The sequence below is a fragment of the Streptomyces sp. NPDC036813 genome, from assembly GCF_055609245.1.
In genome coordinates this window covers 210,311-228,482 of sequence record NZ_JBVJPV010000005.1, presented here as the reverse complement: position 1 = coordinate 228,482, position 18,172 = coordinate 210,311, and the positions used below count along the sequence as shown (strand labels likewise).

The window sequence follows — 18,172 nt, the reverse complement described above, 5'->3', positions numbered from 1 at the left end:
GGGATGGGAGATCCCGGCGGGAGGATGCAGCCGGGCGCCACTCCCGGGCCGGGGAAGCGGCCGCGGCGCGCCGGAGTGGCGGGTGTCCCTGGTGGGGGTACGCGCGGCGGCGGTTCCGGGGCGGGGGTTCGGTTGGGGACAAGCCTGGCGCCGCTCCTGGGATGGGAGATCCCGGCGGGAGGATGCAGCCGGGCGCCACTCCCGGGCCGGGGAAGCGGCCGCGGCGCGCCGGAGTGGCGGGTGTCCCTGGTGGGAATTCGCGCGGCGTCGCTTCCGGGGCAGGGGTCCGGGACGGAATTGCCCGGCGTCGCTTCCGGGCGGGAGTCCGGGACGGAAGTGCCCGGCGCAGCTTCGGGGCCGGAGGCCAGGCGGGAAGACGCCCGGCCTCTTTCCCGGGCGCGGGGGCCTGCGGGTTCTCGCCGGACGCCGTCGCTGGGATGGGGGGCTCGGGCGGAGGAAGCCGCCCGGTGCCGGTCCGGGCTGGGAGTTCCGGCGGGGAAAGCTGCCCGCCCGGTGCCACTGCGAGCCGCGTGGAAATCGCCCGGAGCCGCTTCCGGGGCGCGGCTGTGGACAGGAAAGCGCCCCGACCGGACGGGGGGATGCCGGTCGGGGCTGACTGTGGTGGGCGCGGATGGCGGTCGCCTCTCGGCGAAAGGCTCCACAGGGCTTCAGCCGAACGATCGTCCCTGTGGGCAAAAGGTGAGGCCCGGGGACACTGTCCCATCCGCACCCACGGTGGGTTCAACGGGTGACTACCGGCCGGTGTTCCCCGGCTTGTCGCCGTTTGAGGTGATCTGCGTCACGGGGGAGGCGTCGGTGTCCTCGCGGTCGCCGTCCTGGCCCGGTACCGCCTCCGCCCAGATGCTCTCCGCCTCCAGCAGCAGCGTCCCCAGGACCGTCGCGACCGAGGCGCCCAGGCCCACGTGTTCCTGAAGGCTCTTCTGGAGCCGGCGCCGTAGCTCCTCCATCTCCTCCTCGCGCCGGGCGTCGCCCACAGGCGGCCCGGCGTGCGGATCGCCGAGCCGGTCCGCCTCGGCGCGGCAGGCGTCCCCGATCAGCTCCAGCAGGCTCGCGTACAACCGCAGTGCCTCGCCCTGGGGCGGGGCCGGGGTGCGCGCGTCGTCGGCGGCGACCGCGAGCGCCCGGGTCAGCGCCGTGACATGTCCGGCGACCCGGCCGAACCGCTCGTCCTCCGACCGGGGCGGCACCCCCTGCGGCACCCGGTGCAGCGCACGCAGCGGCGCGGAGGTCAGGCGCAAAGACTCCTCGCTCCAGGCACGGGCCGAGCCCAGTCCCCGGCACCGCCGCTGGAGCCGGTCGGCGGCGCGCGACCACTCGGTGGTCACCGAGGCGTCCCAGTCGCCCTCGCGCAGCCCCGACGCGACCAGATGCAACGTGTCACCCGCCTCCCGGGCCAGCGCCGACAGGTTCTCCCGTACGTCCCGCAGATGCACCGGCGGCAGCACGAACGCGTTGACCGCGACCCCGATCACCGCGCCGAGCGCCGCCTGGCCGATGCGGTGGCCGACCGCCGACGCCGACACCGGGCCCGCCGTCAGCGTGAAGATGGCCGTCGTCGCCGCGTACACGCCCTGGTCGCCGAAGCGCGGCCAGTTCGCCAGCAGCATCAGCAGCGGCAGCGACACGGCGAGCGCGCCGGTCGTGTCGTCGGTCACCGCCTGCGCCCCCGAAGCGATCAGCGCGCCCGCGCAGATCGCGGCGAACTGCTGGGTGCCCCGGCGCAGCGAGCTGTAGACGGTCGCCTGCACCAGCACCACGGCCACCCAGGGTGCCATCAGCGCCATCGGGTCGTTCAGCCAGATCCGTGCCACCACCCACGCCAGCAGCCCGGCCGCCGCCGCCTTCAGCGACTGCACCACCAGATCCCGCTCGCGGCCCGGGCCGCGCACGGCCCCGCTCACCGCCCGTCCGATGGCGTGTGCCTCACCCCGTACGGCGTCCCTCGCTCGTGTCATGCGCGACGGGTATCCCGCAGGTGCGTATCGATCACCCAAAGGGGCTGTCGTCGAGGCGGGCCAGCAGATCGGCGGGATCGGCGTAGACCGCCTGCGCGCCCGCCTCCTCCAGGTCGGCGCGCGGGATGCCCCCGCACAGCACGCCCACGCAGCGCACCCCGGCGCGGCGGCCGGCCTGCATGTCCCACACCGTGTCGCCGACGAACACCGCCCGCTCGGGACTCACCCCGGCCAGTTCCAGCGCGTGTTCGACGGGCTCCGGGGCGGGCTTGCCCTCCTCGACGTCGTCGGAGCTGGCGGTCGCCGTGATGGCGTCGTCGGCGTCGATGGCCCGGCGCAGCGCCTTCAGCTCGGGGCCGCTCGCGGAGGTGGCGAGCACCACGGCCCAGCCGTCGCCGTGCAGCCGCTTGAGCAGCGCCCCGGCCTCCGCCAGTGCGGGCAACCGGTCGAAGTACTGGCCGTACAGCGCCGTGTGCGCGGCGCTGAGCCGGCCGTCCTGGTCCTTGTCGCGGTCCTCGCCCAGCAGATGGGCGATCAGATCGTCGGAGCCGAGGCCGACCGCCCGGTGCACGGCGTGCATCGGTACCCGGTGGCCCGCCTGGCGCAGGGCCTCCCACCAGGTGACGACATGCAGGTGGTTGGTGTCGACGAGGGTTCCGTCGACGTCGAAGACGGCGGCACGGTCCATGCGGTGATCCTTTCTCTCGCGGCTCGCACGGGTACCACGTCAGGCGCCGGTCACGCCGGACGGCACGCGGCCGGTGCGGGTCCAGGCGAGCAGGTCGTCGGCGGACCAGGTGGTGACGACACGTTCGGCGGGCACCCCGCACTCCTCGGCGCGGGCGCAGCCGTTGATCTGCCAGTCCAGCTGGCCGGGCGCGTGCGCGTCGGTGTCGATCGAGAACAGCACGCCCGCCTCGACCGCGCGGCGCAGCAGACGGCGGGGCGGGTCGAGCCGTTCGGGGCGGCTGTTGATCTCCACGGCGGTGCCGGAATCGGCACACGCGGCGAACACCTCGTCCGCGTCGAACTGGGACTCCGGGCGTCCCCGGCCCGTGACCAGGCGCCCGGTGCAGTGGCCGAGGATGTCGGCGTGCGGGTTGCGGACGGCGGCCACCATGCGGCGGGTCATCGCCCGGGCGTCCATACGGAGCTTGGAGTGGACCGACACCACCACGACGTCCAGCTCGGCGAGCAGCTCGGGCTCCTGGTCCAGGGAGCCGTCGTCGAGGATGTCGCATTCGATGCCGGTGAGCAGCCGGAATGGCGCCCAGGTACGGTTCAGGTCCGCCACCACGCCGAGCTGCTCGCGCAGCCGCTCCGGGGACAGGCCGCGGGCCACCGTCAGGCGCGGGGAGTGGTCCGTCAGGACGGCCCAGTCGTGGCCCAGCGCGGCGGCCGCCCGGCCCATCTCCTCGATCGGGCTGCCGCCGTCGGACCAGTCCGAGTGCAGATGGCAGTCACCGCGCAGCGCCGCCCGCAGTGAGTCACCGCCGCCTACGGCGGGCGCCTTGCCCGCCTCCTCCTCCAGCTTCCGCAGGTAGCCGGGTGTCTGTCCGCCGAGTGCCTCCTGCACGACCTGCGCGGTCTTCGGCCCGACGCCCTTGAGTGACTCCAGCGTCCCGTCCCGCACCCGCTCCCGCAGTTCCTCCTCCGGCAGCTCCCGGACCACCCGCGCCGCGGTACGGAAGGCCCGCACCCGGTACGTCGGTTCCTGGGCCCGCTCCAACAGGAACGCGATCCGCTCCAGCGCCGCCACGGGGTCCATCGCCACCTCCTGCACCCAGGGTTCCCCAGCCCGCCGGGGCCTGCACGGCGACGCGCCTCCGGCTAGGCGGTCCGCCCGGCCGTCCTGTCAGGGGCGACCTGCCGTGCGTCGTCGTGTGCGGGTTTCGTCGTGGCTGGTCGCGCCGTGCCCCGCGCCCCTTTTTGCGCCTGCGGCGGCCCGTGTGCGGTGCGTGGTCGGTTGCGGTCGCGCCTGCGGTGTGTCGTGGGTCGGGGCCGGGATGGGGGGTGTCCGTCGTCGGTCCGGCCGCCCGTTCCCGACGAGGGTGCCGTTGCCCGGTGCCTGACGCTGCGGGCGGACACCCCACACCCCGGCCCCTCACCGTCGTATGCGACTGCGGCAACGGCGTGGCGGGTGCATCGACCCGCTCGGCTGCTGGCGGGCGGTCAGCGCCGGGCTCCCGCCTCCGGCCGATCCCGGGTGCGCTGCCAAGCCCTGACCGTGGCCGTCGCCGTCGGGCGACGCCCCGCAGGGGCGGCGCTGCCGTCGTGCGGCGGGGTTCGGCGGTGGTGCCGGTGCCTGTGGCCGTTGTTTGTGGTGGGCGTGCTCGGGTACTGCGATGGCCCGATCGCGGTTCGCTGTGGACGAGGAGGTCTTCCATGCCAGATCCGAGCCCGACCGGCGGCAAGGTCGCCGTGGTCACCGGGGCCGATTCGGGGATCGGGCGGGCCACCGCCGTACAGCTGGCCCGGGCGGGTATGGACGTGGGGATCACCTGGCACACCGACCGCGAGGGCGCCGAGCAGACCGCGCGGGAGGTCCGCGCGGTCGGGCGGCGAGCCGAGGTGGAGCGGATGGACCTCACCCGGCTGCCCGACGACGCCGACGCCGTCGACGCGCTGTGCGACCGGCTGGGACGGCTCGACGTCCTCGTCAACAACGCCGGTACGGGCACCATGACGCCCTTCCTCGACCTGGACCTGGACACCGTGCGCGAGGTGCTGGACGTCGATCTGATCGGCCCGTTCCTGTGCGGGCAGAAGGCCGCCCGGCACATGATCCGGCAGGGCGACGGCGGCCGCATCGTGAACGTGACGTCCGTGCACGAGCACCAGCCCCGTGTCGGTGCCGCCCCCTACTGCGCGGCCAAGGGCGGCCTCGGCCTGCTCACCCAGGTGATGGCGCTGGAACTGGCCGAGCACCGCATCACCGTCAACGCCGTCGCCCCCGGCGAGATCGCGACCCCCATGACCGGCCAGGAGGACACCGACGTGCACACGGAGTCCCGGCCCGGTGTGCCCCTCGGCCGGCCCGGCGACGCCCGCGAGGTCGCCGCCGTCATCGCGTTCCTGGCCGGACCCGACGCCTCCTACGTCACCGGCGCGTCCTGGACCGTGGACGGCGGCATGCTGCGCATGGGGCCCCAGGCCGGCTCGCACCTCGACAGTGACGCCTGGCGCCGGCCCTGAGCGGCCGCCCGTGCGTCCGCGGACCGTCCTGGCACGCCACCGTCCTCGCGGGCGCCGTGACCGGCGAGGACGGCCGCGCCACCAAGGCGGCCCGGCACCGCCAGACCGTGCGGGCGGTCAAGTAGGTCAGCCACCGTCCGGGCGATACGCCCGCGGCGTGCCGTGCCTCCTGCATCGACCCGCGCGTCTTCGAACTCTTCGAACAGGGCCGGACCATCGCCCCGTGCTCACCCGGCTGGGCGAACACGGGGCGTTCGGACGTCCGGCCACGCGGGGCGCTGTGGAGGCGGCGGTACCGGAGCTGCTGGACGGACCGTCCGGATGACCCGTTCGTCCCGGTTCCGCTCTACTCTCGATGACATGACCGAAGTCGCGAGCCCTCACATCTCCCAACCGCGCATCACGGTGCTCGGTGTTCAGCCGGGCACGCCGCCGTTCCGCATCGTGGAAATCGACGGTCAGGTCGTCGGTGAGGCAACGGGCGTCGTCGACGTCCTCGAGGCCGCCGCCGCGTACGGCATCCAGGTCCACGACCTGGAAGACCCCGATGTCGTGCGCTGGGTCGGCGGGGACAAGTTCACCTGGACCCTGCGCCGCCGCTGACCGCCGGGCGGCTCAGCCCAGCGTCCACTTCTGGTTGGCGCCGCCGGTGCAGGTCCAGATCTGCAGCCGGGTTCCGTTGGCGGAGCTGCCCCCGGTGACGTCCAGGCACTTGTTCGCCTGGGGGTTGACGATGTCGTGCGCGGCGGTGACGACCCACTGCTGGTTCGTGCCGCCCGAGCAGTCCCACAGCTGCACCGTCGAGCCGTCCGCCGTCCCGCGGTCGGTGACGTCCAGGCACTTGCCGAGCGCGCGCAGTGTGCCGTCCGACCCGGCCGTCCACGCCTGCGCGGCGGTGCCGTTGCAGTCGTAGAGCTGGACAGGGGTGCCGTTGGCCGAGTTCGCCCCGGCGACGTCGACGCACTTGCCGGCCAGGCCCCGGATCGGCACCACGGTGGACGTGTTGCCGGTCGTCACCGAGACGTGATCGACCACCAGCTGCTGCGGGAAGACGGTCGAGCCGTCCGGGTCGCCGGGCCAGTAGCCGCCGACGGCCAGGTTGAGGATGAGGAAGAACGGCTTGTTGAACACCCAGGTCTTCCCGCCGAGGTCGGCGGGGGTGCGCCGCTGGTAGACCGTGCCGTCCACCGACCAGGTGATCGAGTCGGGGGCCCAGTCCACCGCGAAGGTGTGGAAGGCGTCGGCGAAGGCCTGGCCGCCGGGCAGCGTGTAGGCGGCGCCGATGCCGCCGGAGCCCGAGTAGCCGGGGCCGTGGATCGTGCCGTGCACGGTGGCCGGCTCGAAGCCGACGTTCTCCATGACGTCGATCTCACCGGAGTCCGGCCAGTTCACGGGCGTACCCAGCATCCAGAACGCCGGCCACATGCCCTGCCCGCGCGGGATCTTCATCCGGGCCTCGACGTGCCCGTACTGCGCGGTGAACCTGCCTGCGGTGTTCAACCGCGCCGAGGTGTACTGGCACGTGCCGTACCAGCACTGGTAGCCGGCCGGGTTCTCGCGCCGGGCGGTGATGACCAGATGGCCCTGCCCGTCGAGGGCGGCGTTCTTCGTGCCGGACGTGTAGTACTGCCGCTCGTGGTTGTTGACGTTGTCGCCGGTCTCCAACTGCCACTTCGAGGAGTCCACCGGCGCACCGGCGGGCCCGTCGAAGGTGTCGGAGAACACCGTGGCGGCGGCGACCGGGGCCGCGTCGGAGGCCGCCGCCCGGGCCGGGACCGCCGCGGCGGACGCGGCGAGCAGGGCGGAGACGGCGGCGAGGAGACATCTGCGGAGCAGGCGTGGGCGGACCACGGCTCTCCCTTCCGTCCGGCGGCCCGTGTGCGCGGGCCGCCGGACCAGGTGGGGGTGGGGGAGTAGTGCGTGTCGCCTCTTGATTTAAGGAGTGAAGTAAGGGGACGTCAATACCCTGGTACAGACCTGGGGTTGGCGGGACGTGAGCGCCCGTCACCTCACCGGTCGCGTCGCCCGTGCCCCGCCCGTGCGTGCCCCGCCCGTGCGTGGACCGCCCGACCCATGCGCCGTCCCAGCAGCAGGTAACCGGCCAGCGCCCCCGTGGTGTTGAGGATGACGTCGTCGATGTCGAAGGCCCGCCCGGTGATCATCGCCCCCTGTGCCAGCTCCACCAGCAGCATCACGACCGCCGTCAGCAGCAGGACCCGCAGCAGGCGCCGGGCGCGCGGCGCGACCAGCGGCACCAGCACCCCGAACGGCACACCGAGCAGCAGATTGCCGCCGATCTGCTTCGCCGCGTCGCGCAATGACGGCTGGTCCAGATACGCCTTCAGGGAGCGTCCGGGGTGCAGATTGGTGTGCGTGAACGCCTCCGAGGCCGGGGAGGGCCGCAGCGTCAGCCGGGCCAGCACCACGGCGAACGCCACCATCAGGACGAACGCACACGCCATCGCCAGCAGCCGCACGACCAGGCGCAGTGGCCCCTGACCGCCTTCCGGCTGCCGCCGCGCGCGGGGCTTGCGCCCGGCGAAGGGCAGCCGGGCCATCGTGGATTGCCTCCAAGTTCCCTGCATGGCACGGCGGTTACCCGCGATCCGTCCGGCCACTCCGCCGCTCGTCCCCGACCGTGCGGCCGTCGGCCGGTTTCCGTTCCTGCGCTCGGGGCACTCCGGGTGCAGACCCGCGCGTGCCGCCGCCCGGCGGAGCACGCGCGGTGCTTGGATGCCCGCAGGCTCCGGGTGACGGCGGCGACGAGGAGGTGGCGCGGTGCGGAGGCGTACGGCACTGCGCGCCGCGGGCGAACTCCTCGCCTGGTGGGCCGCGCTCGCGGTGCTGTGGCTGATGCTGATCAGCGCCGTCTACCCGCTGGAGTTCGCGGTGGGCGGCGGCGCGGCCGCGGTCGGTGCCGTCGCAGCGCGGGCCGCCCGGCGGGCGGTGACCGAACCGTGAACGGCTGGCTCCTCGCGGCGGCCGTCGTCCTGGCCGCCGGCGCCGGGGCGGCCCTGTGGGGCGTCGCCACCGGCCCGTTGCGCCGCCGCGCCGTCGCCCAGAACCTGTCCACCGCCCTGGTCTGCCCCGGCCTGCTGCTGCTCTCCCAGGGTTACCAGCGCACCTCCTACGTCGACCTCGCCCTGCTGCTCGCGCTGCTCGGTCCGGTCGGCACCCTCGTCTTCGCCCGGCTGCTCGCCGACGAACTCGCCGACGACCCGCCGCGCGCCCGGGGCGCGACCTGGGCGGCCGCCGGCGTCGGCGCGGTGACCGTCGTGGCCCTGTGCGCGGCGACCGGGCCCGGCCGGGCCATGGTCAAGCTGCTGGTGATCGGCGCGCTGCTCATCGCCGGCAACCTGATCGCCTCCCGCGCCCTGTCCGGCGGGATCACGGGGGTGCGAGGTGGCTGATGCCTGTTCCCCGGTGCGGCCTGCACTCCGTGCGGGGGTGGATGTCCAGGGCCGCCTGCGGCGGTCTGTGCGGGTCTCGTCGTGGCTGGTCGCGCCGTTCTCCGCGCCCCTTTTGTGCCTGCACCGGCCTGTGAGGTCTGCGTTGTGGCCGGCCGCGCCGTTCCCCGCGCCCCTTGACCGCCTGTGGCGGTCAGGGCGCCTGGCCGCGGGGCGCCGTCGTCGGTTCATCCGGCCGGGGGCTGCCGTGCAGGAGGAGGCGATGTCTCGGTGACCGATGCCGTCATCGTCGTCGCGCTGGTGCTCGTGGCCGGGGGCGCGACCGCTGCCGTGGCGACCCGCGACCCCGCGCGGCAGTCGCTGGTGCTGTCCGTGCTCGGCCTGGTGCTCGCCGTGCTGTTCACCGTCCTCCAGGCACCCGACGTCGGCCTGTCCCAGCTCGCGGTGGGCGCCGCGGTCACCCCGCTGTTGCTGCTGCTGACGGTCCGCAAGGTCCGCCGCCGCGCCAAGGACGCCGACGGCAAGGGGAGCGCTCCATGAGCCGCCGGGCCCGGCTGTGGCTCGTGGCGCTCGGCGGTGCCGGCCTCGCCGCGCTGCTCGTCGCCGCCTGCCTCGACCTGCCGTCGTTCGGCGGCCGCGGCCACCCCTACGGCGACCGGGCCGTACGCGCCGCCCTCAGCCGGCAGACGGCCAACACGATCGCGTCGGTCAACTTCGACCTGCGCGCGTACGACACCCTCGGCGAGATGAGCATCCTGTTCGCCTGCGTGCTCGGCTGTGTCGTGCTGCTGCGCCAGGCCCGCGACGAACACCGTGCCGCCCCGCAGCCCGCGGACGTGGCCCGCCCGGTGCGCCGCTACGCCCTCGTCGTGCTGCCCGTCGCCGTGCTCACCGGCCTGTACGTGATCGCGCACGGTCAGCTCAGCCCCGGCGGCGGCTTCCAGGGCGGTGTCGTCACCGCGACCGCCCTGCACCTGCTCTACCTCGGCGCCGACTACCGCGCCCTCGAACGCATCCGCCCGCTCGGCCTGTACGAGGCCGGCGACGCGGTCGCCGCCTGCGCCTACCTGGTCACCGGCATCGCCTGCGTCCTCGCCGGCGCCGCCTTCCTCGCCAACACACTGCTGCCGTACGGCACGTTCAACACGCTCTCCTCCGGCGGGCTCGTCCCGCTGCTGAACGCGGCCATCGGCATGGAGGTCGCCTGCGCGATCGTCGTCCTGCTCGCCCGCTTCCTGGACCAGGCCGTGGAGATCGTGGAGGAGCCGGGGAACGGGCAAGGAAAGGAGAACGGGTGACCGACGTGATGCACGTCCTGCCGTACCTCGTCGCCGCCTGGGTGTTCCTGGCCGGCGCCTACGGCCTCGCCACCAGCCGCAACCTCATCCACGCCGTGGGCTGTCTGTCCGTCTGCCAGGCCGGCACCTACGTCCTGCTGCTGGCCGTCGGCTACCGCGACGGCGCCACCGCGCCCGTGTTCTCCGACATCAAGCCCGGTTCGCGGCCCGTCGTCGACCCGGTCGTGCAGGCGCTCGCGCTGACCGACGTCGTCGTCGGCGCCACGGTCACCGCCCTGCTGCTCGCCCTCGTCGTGCAGATCGCCAAGAGGCACGGCACGGTCGACCCCGACGAGCTGTCCGAGCTGCGCGGCTGATGCACCATCTGATCCCGCTGCTCGTCGCGCTCCCGATGCTCGGGGCGGGCCTGCTCGTCGCCGGGGGCCGCCGGCTGCCCCGACCCGCCGCCGAGACCATCGGCTGTCTGGTCTCCGCCGGCACCCTCTCCCTCGCGCTGGTGCTGCTGCTGAACTCCTCGCCGCCCATGGTGGAGTGGGTCGGCGGCTGGCTGCCCGTGAACGGCGAGAGCGTCGGCATCGTCGTCGTCGGGGACGGCCCCGGCCTCGGGCTCGCCGCGCTGGCCTCCCTGCTCACGCTCGCGGCCCTGGTGTACTCCTGGCGCTACTTCGACGAACCGCCGCGCCGGCACGCCGGGTCCTTCCCCGCGCTGATGCTGGCCTTCCAGGCCGGGATGTGCGGGTTCGCGATCGCCGGTGACCTGTTCAACGCGTTCGTGTTCTTCGAGCTGATGAGCGTCGTCGCCTACGCCCTGACCGGCTACCGCATCGAGGAACCCAGCGCCGTGCAGGGCGCGCTGACCTTCGCCGTCGTCACCTCCCTCGGCGCGTACGCGATGCTGATGGGCGTCGGCCTGCTGTACGGGCGTACCGGGGAGCTGTCGATGACGGCGATCGGGCGCGGCCTCGACGCGCACGGCAAGCCGGACGCCCTGGTACTGACCGCGTTCGTGCTGGTGCTGACCGGCCTGATGGTCAAGGCGGCCGCCCTGCCGTTCCACTTCTGGCTGCCCGACGCGCACGCCGTCGCACCGACCCCGGTGTGCATGCTGCTGTCCGGCGTCATGGTGGAACTCGGCGTGTACGGCGTGTGGCGGGTGTACTCCACCATCTTCTCCGGGCCGGGCGGGGTGCCCGCATCCGACGCCGGGCACGCCCTGGTGGTGCCGGGCGCACTGAGCGCCGTGGTCGGCGCGGTGATGTGCTGGTACCAGCGGCACGTCAAACGGCTGCTCGCCTACTCCACCGTCGCTCACACCGGCCTGTTCCTGCTGGGCATCGGGCAGCTCACGCCCGAGGCCGACGACGGGGTGGCGATCTACCTCCTCGGTCACGCCGGGGTGAAGGCGGCGCTCTTCGCCTGCGCCGGCCTCCTCCTGGACCGCTTCGGCAGTCTCGACGAACAGGCACTGCACGGCCGGGGCCGCCGGATGCGCGCGGTCGCGCTCATGTTCGCCATCGGCGGGCTCGCCCTGGCCGGGCTGCCCCCCTTCGGCACCGGTCTCGGCAAGGCGGTCGGCGAGGAGGCCGCGGGCGGCGCGCTCACCGTGCTCTACGTCGCCGTCTCCGCCATCACCGCCGGCGCGGTGCTGCGGGTGACGGCACGGGTCTTCCTCGGTCTCGGTCCGAAGCCGCAGGACAGCGGCGCGTACGAGACGACCGGCGCCGACGAGGAACCCGAGACCGGACGCCGGATCACCCGGGTCCCCGACACCATGCGGGCGGTCCCGGCACTGCTGCTGGCCGGCTCGCTCGCCGTCGGCGTGGTACCCGGCGTCGGCACGGCCGTCGCCGACGCCGTGAACGAGGCCGGCTCCGGCGGGCTGCGCAGCGATGTGCACTGGACACTGCCCGGGGTGCTGCTGGGCCTGCTGTCCACGCTGCTCGCCGTGGCCCTCGCCGCTGTCGCCGTCACCCGCCCGAAGCTGCTGGCCGCCCCGCGCCGGGCGCTGCCGCTGCGCCGTCTGCAGTCCGGGCACATCGGCGACTACGTGGCGTGGGTACTGGTGGGCACGACCCTGCTCGGCGCGCTCGCCCTGCCCGGGGTGCTCGGCGGCTGATCACGTGCCGCCGTAGGACACGTGCACCTCCTTGAAGCCGAGCGAGCGCAGCAGTCCCTGAAGCATGGCGGTGGTGTTGGCCTCCGCCCGCGTGGTCAGTCCGCTGCCGCGCGCTGCTTCCCCGATGTGCCGCACGGCCAGCTTCTGCACGGCCTGCTCGCTGTTGGGGTTGTCGGAGAACAGGTCGCCGAGGCGGTCGAGCAGGCCGCGCTGCTTGGAGACGGCGTAGGAGTGGTCGGGGTCGAGGGCGGGCCGGCCCAGCTGCGCGTGCGGCAGGCGCAGCGTCGCCGTCGTGCGGTCGGCGTCGACGCGCACGTCCCGCTCGCCGAGCCGGCCGAGGTCGACGTAGGCGTCGACGGTGCCCGCGCCGACGTACAGGGTGCGGGTGCCGCGGATGGCGTCCGGCAGGAACCGGGCGTCCTTCTCGAGGTCGACGACGACCTGGAAGGTGCCGGAGGCGGCGTCGTAACGGCTCATGTCCCTCACCGACTTGAGCAGCGCGGGACCGGAGCGGTCGCGGGTCTCGGTGCCGAACAGGTCCCGCAGGCCCGGCAGCACGCTCAGCCGCAGCCCCGCGAAGAACACGGCGAGCACCAGCACCACGGACAGCAGCACCTTCGCCCAGCCGGGCAGGCGACGCGACGGACGGGCGGGTGGCGCGGGGGCATCGGTCATGACGACGGCCCTCCTTCCTGACGTCCGCATGCCCGCCAAGCTCGTTTCCAGACAGCCCTGTCGGCCCTCAGCGGGCGGGCCGCTCACCGGACGGGCGTGACCACCACACCCCCTCGCCCCGGGTGAGCCCGGGCAGTCGCAGCTCCATCTCACGCACCCGCCGGGCCGGCAGCTCGCCGGTGATCAGCCAGCCCGTTGGTGCCGGGGCTGTCGCCTCGACATCGGCCGTGCAGGCGGCGAGCTGCGCGGTCACCGCGGTGAGCGCGTCCGGCGGCACCTCCGCCTCGAAGGTGTGGTACGGCTCGTACACCCGTGTTCCGGCCTGCCGCAGGGCGCGGCGCAGCACGATCGGGGTGAGCCCGCGGAAGTCGGCGGCGGTGCTGACCGGGGAGCAGAAGCCGGAGCGGACCAGGGTGACCCGGTAGTCGGTGACCTCCCAGCCGTGCGGGCCGGTGAGCATCGTCGCGTGGACGGTGTCCTCGATCGCCTGGTGGAAGGCGCGGGGCAGCGCGCCCAGCTCCGTCTCGTAGCCGAACACCCCGCCGGAGCCGGGCGGTCCGGGTTCCACCCGCAGGCCGATCGTCGCCCAGTAGCGGGTGCGGTCGTGCCACGGCATCTCCTCGTGCGCCTCTCCGGTCCCGGCCGGCCGCTCCAGCATCCGCACCCGGCCGGGCGTGAAGTCCGCCTCGATCCCGAAGTCCTGGACCAGCGTGGCCGCGAGCACCCCCAGCTGTACCTCGCCGTACAGCAGCAGCGAGGTCGCCCCGTCGGGGGCCGGGCGGGCGTGCAGCAGGGGGTCCTGGTCGGCGAGGGCGAGCAGTGCCGCGCGCAACGCCGCCGCACGGCCGCGGTGCCGGGCCCGCACCACCGTCTCCAGCGTCGGCGGCGCGAACTGCGGTGCGCTCGCGGCGAGTTCGCCGAGCCGGTCGCCGACGCGCAGGCCGGGCACGCCGGAGAGGGACGCGATGTTCCCGGCGCTGAGCGTCTCTCCCGGGCGGCCGGTCACCGCGGTCCGGCCGGCCCGCACCCTGACCTCGCCGACCCGCCCGTCCGCCTCGCGCCGCAGGAACGTCAGCCACTGACGTGGCGTCACCTCACCGTCGTACAGCCGCAGATACGCGGTCCGCTCGCCGCCGGGGCCCGGGCGCACCGCGAACACCGTGCCGCGCGGTTCCCCGGTCCCGGACGGTTTCGGTACGGGGACGAATTCGACGATTCCGCGAACCAGCTCGGCGACGCCCTCGCCGCCGAGGGCGGAGCCGAAGTACACGGGATGGAAGGAGCCGTCGCCGGTGCGGGCGGCCAGGGCGGCGCGCACCTGCCGCGGAGTCGGCGCCGGGCCGTCCACGAGCGCCGCGAGCACGCCGGAGTCGACCTCGGCGAGCGCCTCGGCTGTCCGCGCCTTCGGGGGGTACGGCCTTACGGTGGCCCGCGGGGTGCCGACGCCGGTGACGTCGGTGAGCGGGGCGATGTGCGGGGTGAGCCGGCGGCGAATGTCGGCGAGCAGGTCGCCGGCCCGGGCGCCGGTGCGGTCGATCTTGTTGACGAAGATCAGGGTGGGCAGCCGCAGCCGCCTCAGCGTGCGCATGAGCACACGCGTCTGCGCCTGTACGCCCTCCACCGCGGACAGCAGCAGCACCGCCCCGTCCAGCACCTCGAGGGCGCGCTCGACCTCGGCGATGAAGTCGGAGTGGCCGGGGGTGTCGATGAGGTTGATCTGTGTGCCGTGCGCGGTGAAGGAGGCGACGGCCGACCGGACGGTGATGCCGCGCTGCCGCTCGATCGCCCCGTCGTCCGTGCGGGTGTCGCCGGCGTCGACGCTGCCGAGGCGGTCGATCGCCCCGTGGTCGAACAGCAGCCGCTCGGACAGGCTGGTCTTACCGGCGTCGACGTGGGCGAGAATGCCGATGTTCAGGGTGTGCATGCGGGGTGATGTCCTCGGGAACCGGGAGCCGGAAGGTGGGCTGGGTGATTCCGAGGAGTCGGCGCATGCGGGGGCTCCGGGGGTGAGGGAACTCGGACGGGGTCATCATGACGGCACACCGCCGACCGGCCGCAACCGAATTACCGCCGCCCGGGCGACTGGTCGCCTTCCTGCCGGCGGCCGGCGGCGGCGCGGTGCCCTGGGGTCCCCGCGTCACAGGCGGGGGCAGCCGGTGGCCGAGCGGGCGTAGCCGAGCAGCAGGCGCAGCGCCGTGGCACGGTCCACGGCGGCGTTGCGGCTGATGATGTGCAGGCCGTAGCCGTCCTCCAGGGTGACCAGGTTGCGCGCGATGTCCGCCACCGCTTCGGAGAGGATGAACTCACCCGCCGCGGCGCCCAGTTCGAGGATCGTCGAGTAGAGCGCGGTCTCCCGGGCGAAGAGCGAGCCCATCAGCGCGGCGTGCGCGGTACTGCGGTCGGCCAGGCCGTGCAGCTCGTACAGCAGCCGGTGGTCCGCGTCGTCGGCGTGGGCGGGCAGGCCGGACCCGGCGGCGGCGCGCAGCCGCTCGACCGGGTCGCGCAGGGCGTCGGTGACGGCGTGGCGCCGGCCGAGGAAGCGCTCCACGGCGCCGCTGTGCACCTCGAAGACGAGGTCGTCGAGTTCCGGGTAGTAGTACAGCACCGACCCCGCCGAGACGCCCGCCTCCGCGGCGATGTCCTTGATCCGCAGCGCGGCGATGCCGCGCTCGGAGATCGCCCGGCCGGCCGCCTCGATCAGCGCCTCGCGGCGCGCGCCCTGGTTCTTCGGTCTCGCCATGCCCGCCATTCTTTACCGGCCGGTTCGAGTTGTTCAAGTGGCTCCTGGCTTGAGCTTCAGGCAGCCGGATCAGGTTTATTGAATTTGACATTAAAAAATAGCCCAGCGCGGCTCCTGCGTCCCGGCGGGTACCCCCGGCAGGACTGCGGCCCGGGGTCCGCCGGGTACACCAGTCGGCGGGGGCCGTCGGCCGCAACTGCCCACGAGGAGGCCCAGGTGCGAGACATCGCCGTGTTCAGCGGAAGCGCCCACCCGGAGCTGGCCGAGGAGGTCTGCGCCCAGCTCGGGGTCCCGCTCAGTCCCACCCGGGTGAGCCGGTTCGCCAACGACTGTCTGGAGGTGCAGCTGCGGGCCAACTGCCGGGAGCGGGACGTGTTCCTGATCCAGCCGCTGGTCAGGCCGGTCCAGGAGCATCTGGTGGAGCTGCTGCTGATGTGCGACGCCGCCCGCGGCGCCTCCGCGGCGCGCATCAGCGTCGTACTGCCGCACTACTCCTACGCCCGTTCCGACAAGAAGGACGCGCCGCGCATCTCCCTCGGCGGGCGGCTCGTCGCCGATCTGCTCGTGGCGGCCGGAGCGGGCCGGGTGCTGGCCATGACGCTGCACTCGCCGCAGGTGCACGGCTTCTTCTCGGTCCCGGTGGACCATCTGCACGCCCGGCGCGAACTGGCCGCGTACTTCCGGCGCTACGACCTGAGCCGCACCACGGTCGTCTCGCCGGACCTCGGCAACGCCAAGGAGGCGGCGGCCTTCGCCCGGATGATCGGCGCGCAGGTGGCGGCCGGCGCCAAGCAGCGCTACGCGGACGACCGGGTCAGCATCAGCTCGGTCATCGGCGACGTCGCCGGGCGGGACGTCATCGTCCTCGACGACGAGATCGCCAAGGGCAGTACGGTCCTGGAACTGCTGGAGCGGCTGCGGGAGGCGGGGCCGCGCTCGGTGCGGGTGGCGTGCACCCACGGGCTGTTCGCGGCGGGCACGCTCAAGCGGCTCAGTGAGCAGCCGGACGTGCTGGAGATCGTGTGCACCAACACGGTGCCGGTGCCTGCCGAGGAGCGCACGGACAAGCTGCGCGTCCTCACGGTCGCCCCGGCGCTCGCCGAGGCGGTACGGCGCATCCACAACGGCGAGTCCGTCAGCGCCCTGTTCGACGCCCCGCGCGAGACGCCGTGAACCCGCGCCGGGCGCCGTGAACCCGCGCCGGGCGCCGTGCCGCCGGCGGTCCCAAGAGGGCTGTGGACGCCTACAGATGGCCGGATGTCGCCCCCGGGCAGCCCAGGGCCGCGTCCCGTGTCGGCTGCGGGGGCAGCAGCCGGGCGAGCCCGGTCAGCCGCAGCACCCGCAGGGTGAGGGCGTGCGTGCACACCAGATGGATCCGGCCGTCCCGCTCCAGCACGCGTCGCCGGGCCCGGTACAGCAGACGCAGCCCGGAGCAGTCGAAGAACTCCACCCCGCTCAGGTCGATCACCACGCGGGGCGCGGGGCCGGCGGTGGCCCGGTCGAGGTGCGGGGCGATCTCGGCCGCGGCGGCGATGTCGATCTCGCCGCGGAACTCCAGCACCGTGTGACCCCGGTCGGCGCGGACGCGCAGATGACGCGTGGGCGGCGCAGGGTCCTGCTGCACGACGGCATCGCCTCCAAACCGCTGCATGGACGGGAACCCCAACAGGGGCTCCCGTCCTGCAAGTTACCCTCGGCCGACAGTATTTGAGCATGTTCGATTGACATATGTCGTCGAATTGCGGCCGAGTTTGATCGGGAGGGTGGCCCGGAGCGCTGCGGCTCAGTCCATCACCAGCACGAGCTTGCCCGTGGTGCGACCGGTGTCGCCCAGCCGGTGCGCCTCGGCGGCCTCGGCGAGCGGGAAGGTGCCCGCGATCTCGGCACGCAGCTTCCCGGCCTCCACCAGCTCGGCGATCCGCCGCATACCACTGTGCGAGGCGTCGACCAGCATCCGCACCGCGCGCACCCCGAGCCGTTCCGCCTCCCTGGGGAAGTCGTCGGAGCCCACCGGCAGGATCGACACCACGATCCCGCCCGGCCGCAGCACCCGCAGGGAGTTCACGGAGGTCTCGCCGCCCAGCGTGTCCAGCACCACGTCGACGTCCTTGACCGCCTCGGTGACGTCCTGCTCCCGGTAGTCGACGCACTCGTCCACGCCGATGGACCGCAGGAAGCCGTGCTTGCCGGCGCTGGCCGTGCCGATGACGTATGCGCCGCGCTCCTTGGCGATCTGCACCGCCACGTGCCCGACCCCGCCGGCCGCCGCGTGGATCAGCACCCGCTGCCCGGCCCGCAGACCGGCCGTCTCCACCAGCGCCTGCCACGCCGTGAGGGACACCAGGGGCAGCGCCCCGGCCTGCACATGGTCGATCCCGGCGGGCTTCGCGGCGAAGGCGCGGGCCGGCCCGGTGACGTACTCGGCGTGCGCGCCGTGGCCGTACGGGTACGGCAGCATGCCGAACACCTCGTCGCCGGGCCGGAACCGGGCGACGCCGATCCCGACCGCCTCGACCACGCCGGAGACATCCCAGCCGAGCACGAACGGCGGCTCGCCGAGGAAGCCGCCGGAGGCGCGGTGCTTCCAGTCGGTCGGATTGAGACCGGCGGCGCGCACCCGCACCAGCACCTCGTTCGGACGCGGTACCGGCCGCGGGATCCGGACCACCTTCAGCACCTCGGGACCGCCGAGGACGTCCTGGCGGACGGCGCGCACGGTCGTGTTCTCATCGCTCATGGTCGTCCAGCCTGTCGGCCGGCGGCCG

19 protein-coding genes are annotated in these 18,172 nt (G+C 73.8%); 9 read left to right on the top strand and 10 right to left on the bottom strand.

Annotated elements, in window-relative coordinates:
• Nucleotides 1–752 precede the first annotated feature (752 nt).
• Genes ACZ67Q_RS13550 through ACZ67Q_RS13540 form a run of 3 tightly spaced genes read right to left on the bottom strand, consistent with a single transcriptional unit; the run spans nucleotide 753 to nucleotide 3,744 of the window.
• Nucleotides 753–1,976, bottom strand: coding sequence for an FUSC family protein (locus ACZ67Q_RS13550; protein ID WP_471180635.1), 1,224 nt, complete (start codon nucleotides 1,974–1,976; stop codon nucleotides 753–755).
• A 31-nt stretch (nucleotides 1,977–2,007) separates the two neighbouring features.
• Nucleotides 2,008–2,664 (bottom strand): HAD family hydrolase, encoded by a 657-nt coding sequence (locus ACZ67Q_RS13545; protein WP_471180632.1) that lies wholly within the window; start codon nucleotides 2,662–2,664, stop codon nucleotides 2,008–2,010.
• A gap of 39 nt (nucleotides 2,665–2,703) precedes the next feature.
• A complete protein-coding gene (locus ACZ67Q_RS13540; protein WP_471180629.1) occupies nucleotides 2,704–3,744 on the bottom strand; it encodes a PHP domain-containing protein in 1,041 nt (346 codons plus the stop codon).
• Nucleotides 3,745–4,361: 617 nt separating this feature from the next.
• On the opposite strand from ACZ67Q_RS13540, the gene ACZ67Q_RS13535 reads away from it, so the two are divergent.
• Complete coding sequence (locus ACZ67Q_RS13535; protein ID WP_471180626.1) at nucleotides 4,362–5,171, top strand: SDR family oxidoreductase; 810 nt, start codon at nucleotides 4,362–4,364, stop codon at nucleotides 5,169–5,171.
• A 360-nt stretch (nucleotides 5,172–5,531) separates the two neighbouring features.
• Entirely contained in the window at nucleotides 5,532–5,774 is a 243-nt protein-coding gene (locus tag ACZ67Q_RS13530) for a hypothetical protein (protein WP_361629608.1), read from the top strand.
• A gap of 12 nt (nucleotides 5,775–5,786) precedes the next feature.
• Here ACZ67Q_RS13530 and ACZ67Q_RS13525 read toward each other — a convergent pair whose 3' ends face one another.
• Together ACZ67Q_RS13525 and ACZ67Q_RS13520 are read right to left on the bottom strand one after the other, a co-directional pair.
• Nucleotides 5,787–7,022, bottom strand: coding sequence for a lectin (locus ACZ67Q_RS13525; protein WP_471180623.1), 1,236 nt, complete (start codon nucleotides 7,020–7,022; stop codon nucleotides 5,787–5,789).
• Between the two features lie 158 nt (nucleotides 7,023–7,180).
• Entirely contained in the window at nucleotides 7,181–7,729 is a 549-nt protein-coding gene (locus ACZ67Q_RS13520; RefSeq protein ID WP_471180620.1) for a VanZ family protein, read from the bottom strand.
• Nucleotides 7,730–7,949: 220 nt separating this feature from the next.
• Here ACZ67Q_RS13520 and ACZ67Q_RS13515 point away from each other — a divergent pair, with 220 nt between their 5' ends.
• The 6 genes from ACZ67Q_RS13515 to ACZ67Q_RS13490 all read left to right on the top strand — a co-directional run bounded on the left by ACZ67Q_RS13515 (nucleotide 7,950) and on the right by ACZ67Q_RS13490 (nucleotide 11,992).
• A complete protein-coding gene (locus ACZ67Q_RS13515) occupies nucleotides 7,950–8,132 on the top strand; it encodes a hypothetical protein (RefSeq protein WP_471180617.1) in 183 nt (60 codons plus the stop codon).
• Nucleotides 8,129–8,581 carry a monovalent cation/H+ antiporter complex subunit F gene (locus tag ACZ67Q_RS13510; RefSeq protein ID WP_471180615.1) on the top strand — a complete coding sequence of 151 codons (453 nt, stop codon included), beginning with the start codon at nucleotides 8,129–8,131 and terminating at the stop codon, nucleotides 8,579–8,581. The genes ACZ67Q_RS13515 and ACZ67Q_RS13510 overlap by 4 nt, the downstream gene beginning before the upstream one ends.
• 267 nt (nucleotides 8,582–8,848) lie before the next feature.
• Complete coding sequence (locus ACZ67Q_RS13505) at nucleotides 8,849–9,118, top strand: Na(+)/H(+) antiporter subunit B (protein ID WP_471180612.1); 270 nt, start codon at nucleotides 8,849–8,851, stop codon at nucleotides 9,116–9,118.
• Nucleotides 9,115–9,876, top strand: a complete 762-nt coding sequence (locus tag ACZ67Q_RS13500; RefSeq protein WP_471180609.1) for an MnhB domain-containing protein — start codon at nucleotides 9,115–9,117, stop codon at nucleotides 9,874–9,876. The genes ACZ67Q_RS13505 and ACZ67Q_RS13500 overlap by 4 nt, the downstream gene beginning before the upstream one ends.
• 8 nt (nucleotides 9,877–9,884) lie before the next feature.
• Complete coding sequence (locus ACZ67Q_RS13495) at nucleotides 9,885–10,232, top strand: sodium:proton antiporter (protein WP_471181092.1); 348 nt, start codon at nucleotides 9,885–9,887, stop codon at nucleotides 10,230–10,232.
• Nucleotides 10,232–11,992 carry a complex I subunit 5 family protein gene (locus ACZ67Q_RS13490; RefSeq protein WP_471180606.1) on the top strand — a complete coding sequence of 587 codons (1,761 nt, stop codon included), beginning with the start codon at nucleotides 10,232–10,234 and terminating at the stop codon, nucleotides 11,990–11,992. Before ACZ67Q_RS13495 ends, ACZ67Q_RS13490 begins: the two co-directional genes overlap by 1 nt.
• On the opposite strand, the gene ACZ67Q_RS13485 is transcribed toward ACZ67Q_RS13490, so the two are convergent.
• The 3 genes from ACZ67Q_RS13485 to ACZ67Q_RS13475 form a co-directional block, all read right to left on the bottom strand.
• Entirely contained in the window at nucleotides 11,993–12,667 is a 675-nt protein-coding gene (locus tag ACZ67Q_RS13485; protein ID WP_471180604.1) for a DUF4230 domain-containing protein, read from the bottom strand. It abuts the gene before it with no gap.
• A gap of 67 nt (nucleotides 12,668–12,734) precedes the next feature.
• A complete protein-coding gene (gene otr(A) / locus ACZ67Q_RS13480) occupies nucleotides 12,735–14,591 on the bottom strand; it encodes a tetracycline resistance ribosomal protection protein Otr(A) (RefSeq protein WP_471180601.1) in 1,857 nt (618 codons plus the stop codon).
• A gap of 213 nt (nucleotides 14,592–14,804) precedes the next feature.
• Nucleotides 14,805–15,407, bottom strand: a complete 603-nt coding sequence (locus tag ACZ67Q_RS13475; RefSeq protein WP_471180598.1) for a TetR/AcrR family transcriptional regulator — start codon at nucleotides 15,405–15,407, stop codon at nucleotides 14,805–14,807.
• Between the two features lie 216 nt (nucleotides 15,408–15,623).
• Here ACZ67Q_RS13475 and ACZ67Q_RS13470 point away from each other — a divergent pair, with 216 nt between their 5' ends.
• On the top strand, nucleotides 15,624–16,580 hold the full coding sequence (locus tag ACZ67Q_RS13470; protein WP_471180595.1) for a ribose-phosphate diphosphokinase: 957 nt from the start codon (nucleotides 15,624–15,626) through the stop codon (nucleotides 16,578–16,580).
• 70 nt (nucleotides 16,581–16,650) lie between these two features.
• Here ACZ67Q_RS13470 and ACZ67Q_RS13465 read toward each other — a convergent pair whose 3' ends face one another.
• Together ACZ67Q_RS13465 and ACZ67Q_RS13460 are read right to left on the bottom strand one after the other, a co-directional pair.
• On the bottom strand, nucleotides 16,651–17,031 hold the full coding sequence (locus ACZ67Q_RS13465; protein WP_471180592.1) for an anti-sigma factor antagonist: 381 nt from the start codon (nucleotides 17,029–17,031) through the stop codon (nucleotides 16,651–16,653).
• A gap of 159 nt (nucleotides 17,032–17,190) precedes the next feature.
• Entirely contained in the window at nucleotides 17,191–18,144 is a 954-nt protein-coding gene (locus ACZ67Q_RS13460; RefSeq protein WP_471180589.1) for an NADP-dependent oxidoreductase, read from the bottom strand.
• Between the last annotated feature and the right edge of the window lie 28 nt (nucleotides 18,145–18,172).

What these genes read in the sequence shown, in the direction of transcription:
- ACZ67Q_RS13550 (WP_471180635.1), bottom strand. Translation starts at nt 1,976, where the DNA reads ATGACACGAGCGAGGGACGCCGTACGGGGTGAGGCACACGCCATCGGA.
- ACZ67Q_RS13545 (WP_471180632.1), bottom strand. Translation starts at nt 2,664, where the DNA reads ATGGACCGTGCCGCCGTCTTCGACGTCGACGGAACCCTCGTCGACACC.
- ACZ67Q_RS13540 (WP_471180629.1), bottom strand. Translation starts at nt 3,744, where the DNA reads ATGGACCCCGTGGCGGCGCTGGAGCGGATCGCGTTCCTGTTGGAGCGG.
- ACZ67Q_RS13535 (WP_471180626.1), top strand. Translation starts at nt 4,362, where the DNA reads ATGCCAGATCCGAGCCCGACCGGCGGCAAGGTCGCCGTGGTCACCGGG.
- ACZ67Q_RS13530 (WP_361629608.1), top strand. Translation starts at nt 5,532, where the DNA reads ATGACCGAAGTCGCGAGCCCTCACATCTCCCAACCGCGCATCACGGTG.
- ACZ67Q_RS13520 (WP_471180620.1), bottom strand. Translation starts at nt 7,729, where the DNA reads ATGGCCCGGCTGCCCTTCGCCGGGCGCAAGCCCCGCGCGCGGCGGCAG.
- ACZ67Q_RS13500 (WP_471180609.1), top strand. Translation starts at nt 9,115, where the DNA reads ATGAGCCGCCGGGCCCGGCTGTGGCTCGTGGCGCTCGGCGGTGCCGGC.
- ACZ67Q_RS13495 (WP_471181092.1), top strand. Translation starts at nt 9,885, where the DNA reads ATGCACGTCCTGCCGTACCTCGTCGCCGCCTGGGTGTTCCTGGCCGGC.
- ACZ67Q_RS13490 (WP_471180606.1), top strand. Translation starts at nt 10,232, where the DNA reads ATGCACCATCTGATCCCGCTGCTCGTCGCGCTCCCGATGCTCGGGGCG.
- ACZ67Q_RS13485 (WP_471180604.1), bottom strand. Translation starts at nt 12,667, where the DNA reads ATGACCGATGCCCCCGCGCCACCCGCCCGTCCGTCGCGTCGCCTGCCC.
- ACZ67Q_RS13475 (WP_471180598.1), bottom strand. Translation starts at nt 15,407, where the DNA reads ATGGCGAGACCGAAGAACCAGGGCGCGCGCCGCGAGGCGCTGATCGAG.
- ACZ67Q_RS13460 (WP_471180589.1), bottom strand. Translation starts at nt 18,144, where the DNA reads ATGAGCGATGAGAACACGACCGTGCGCGCCGTCCGCCAGGACGTCCTC.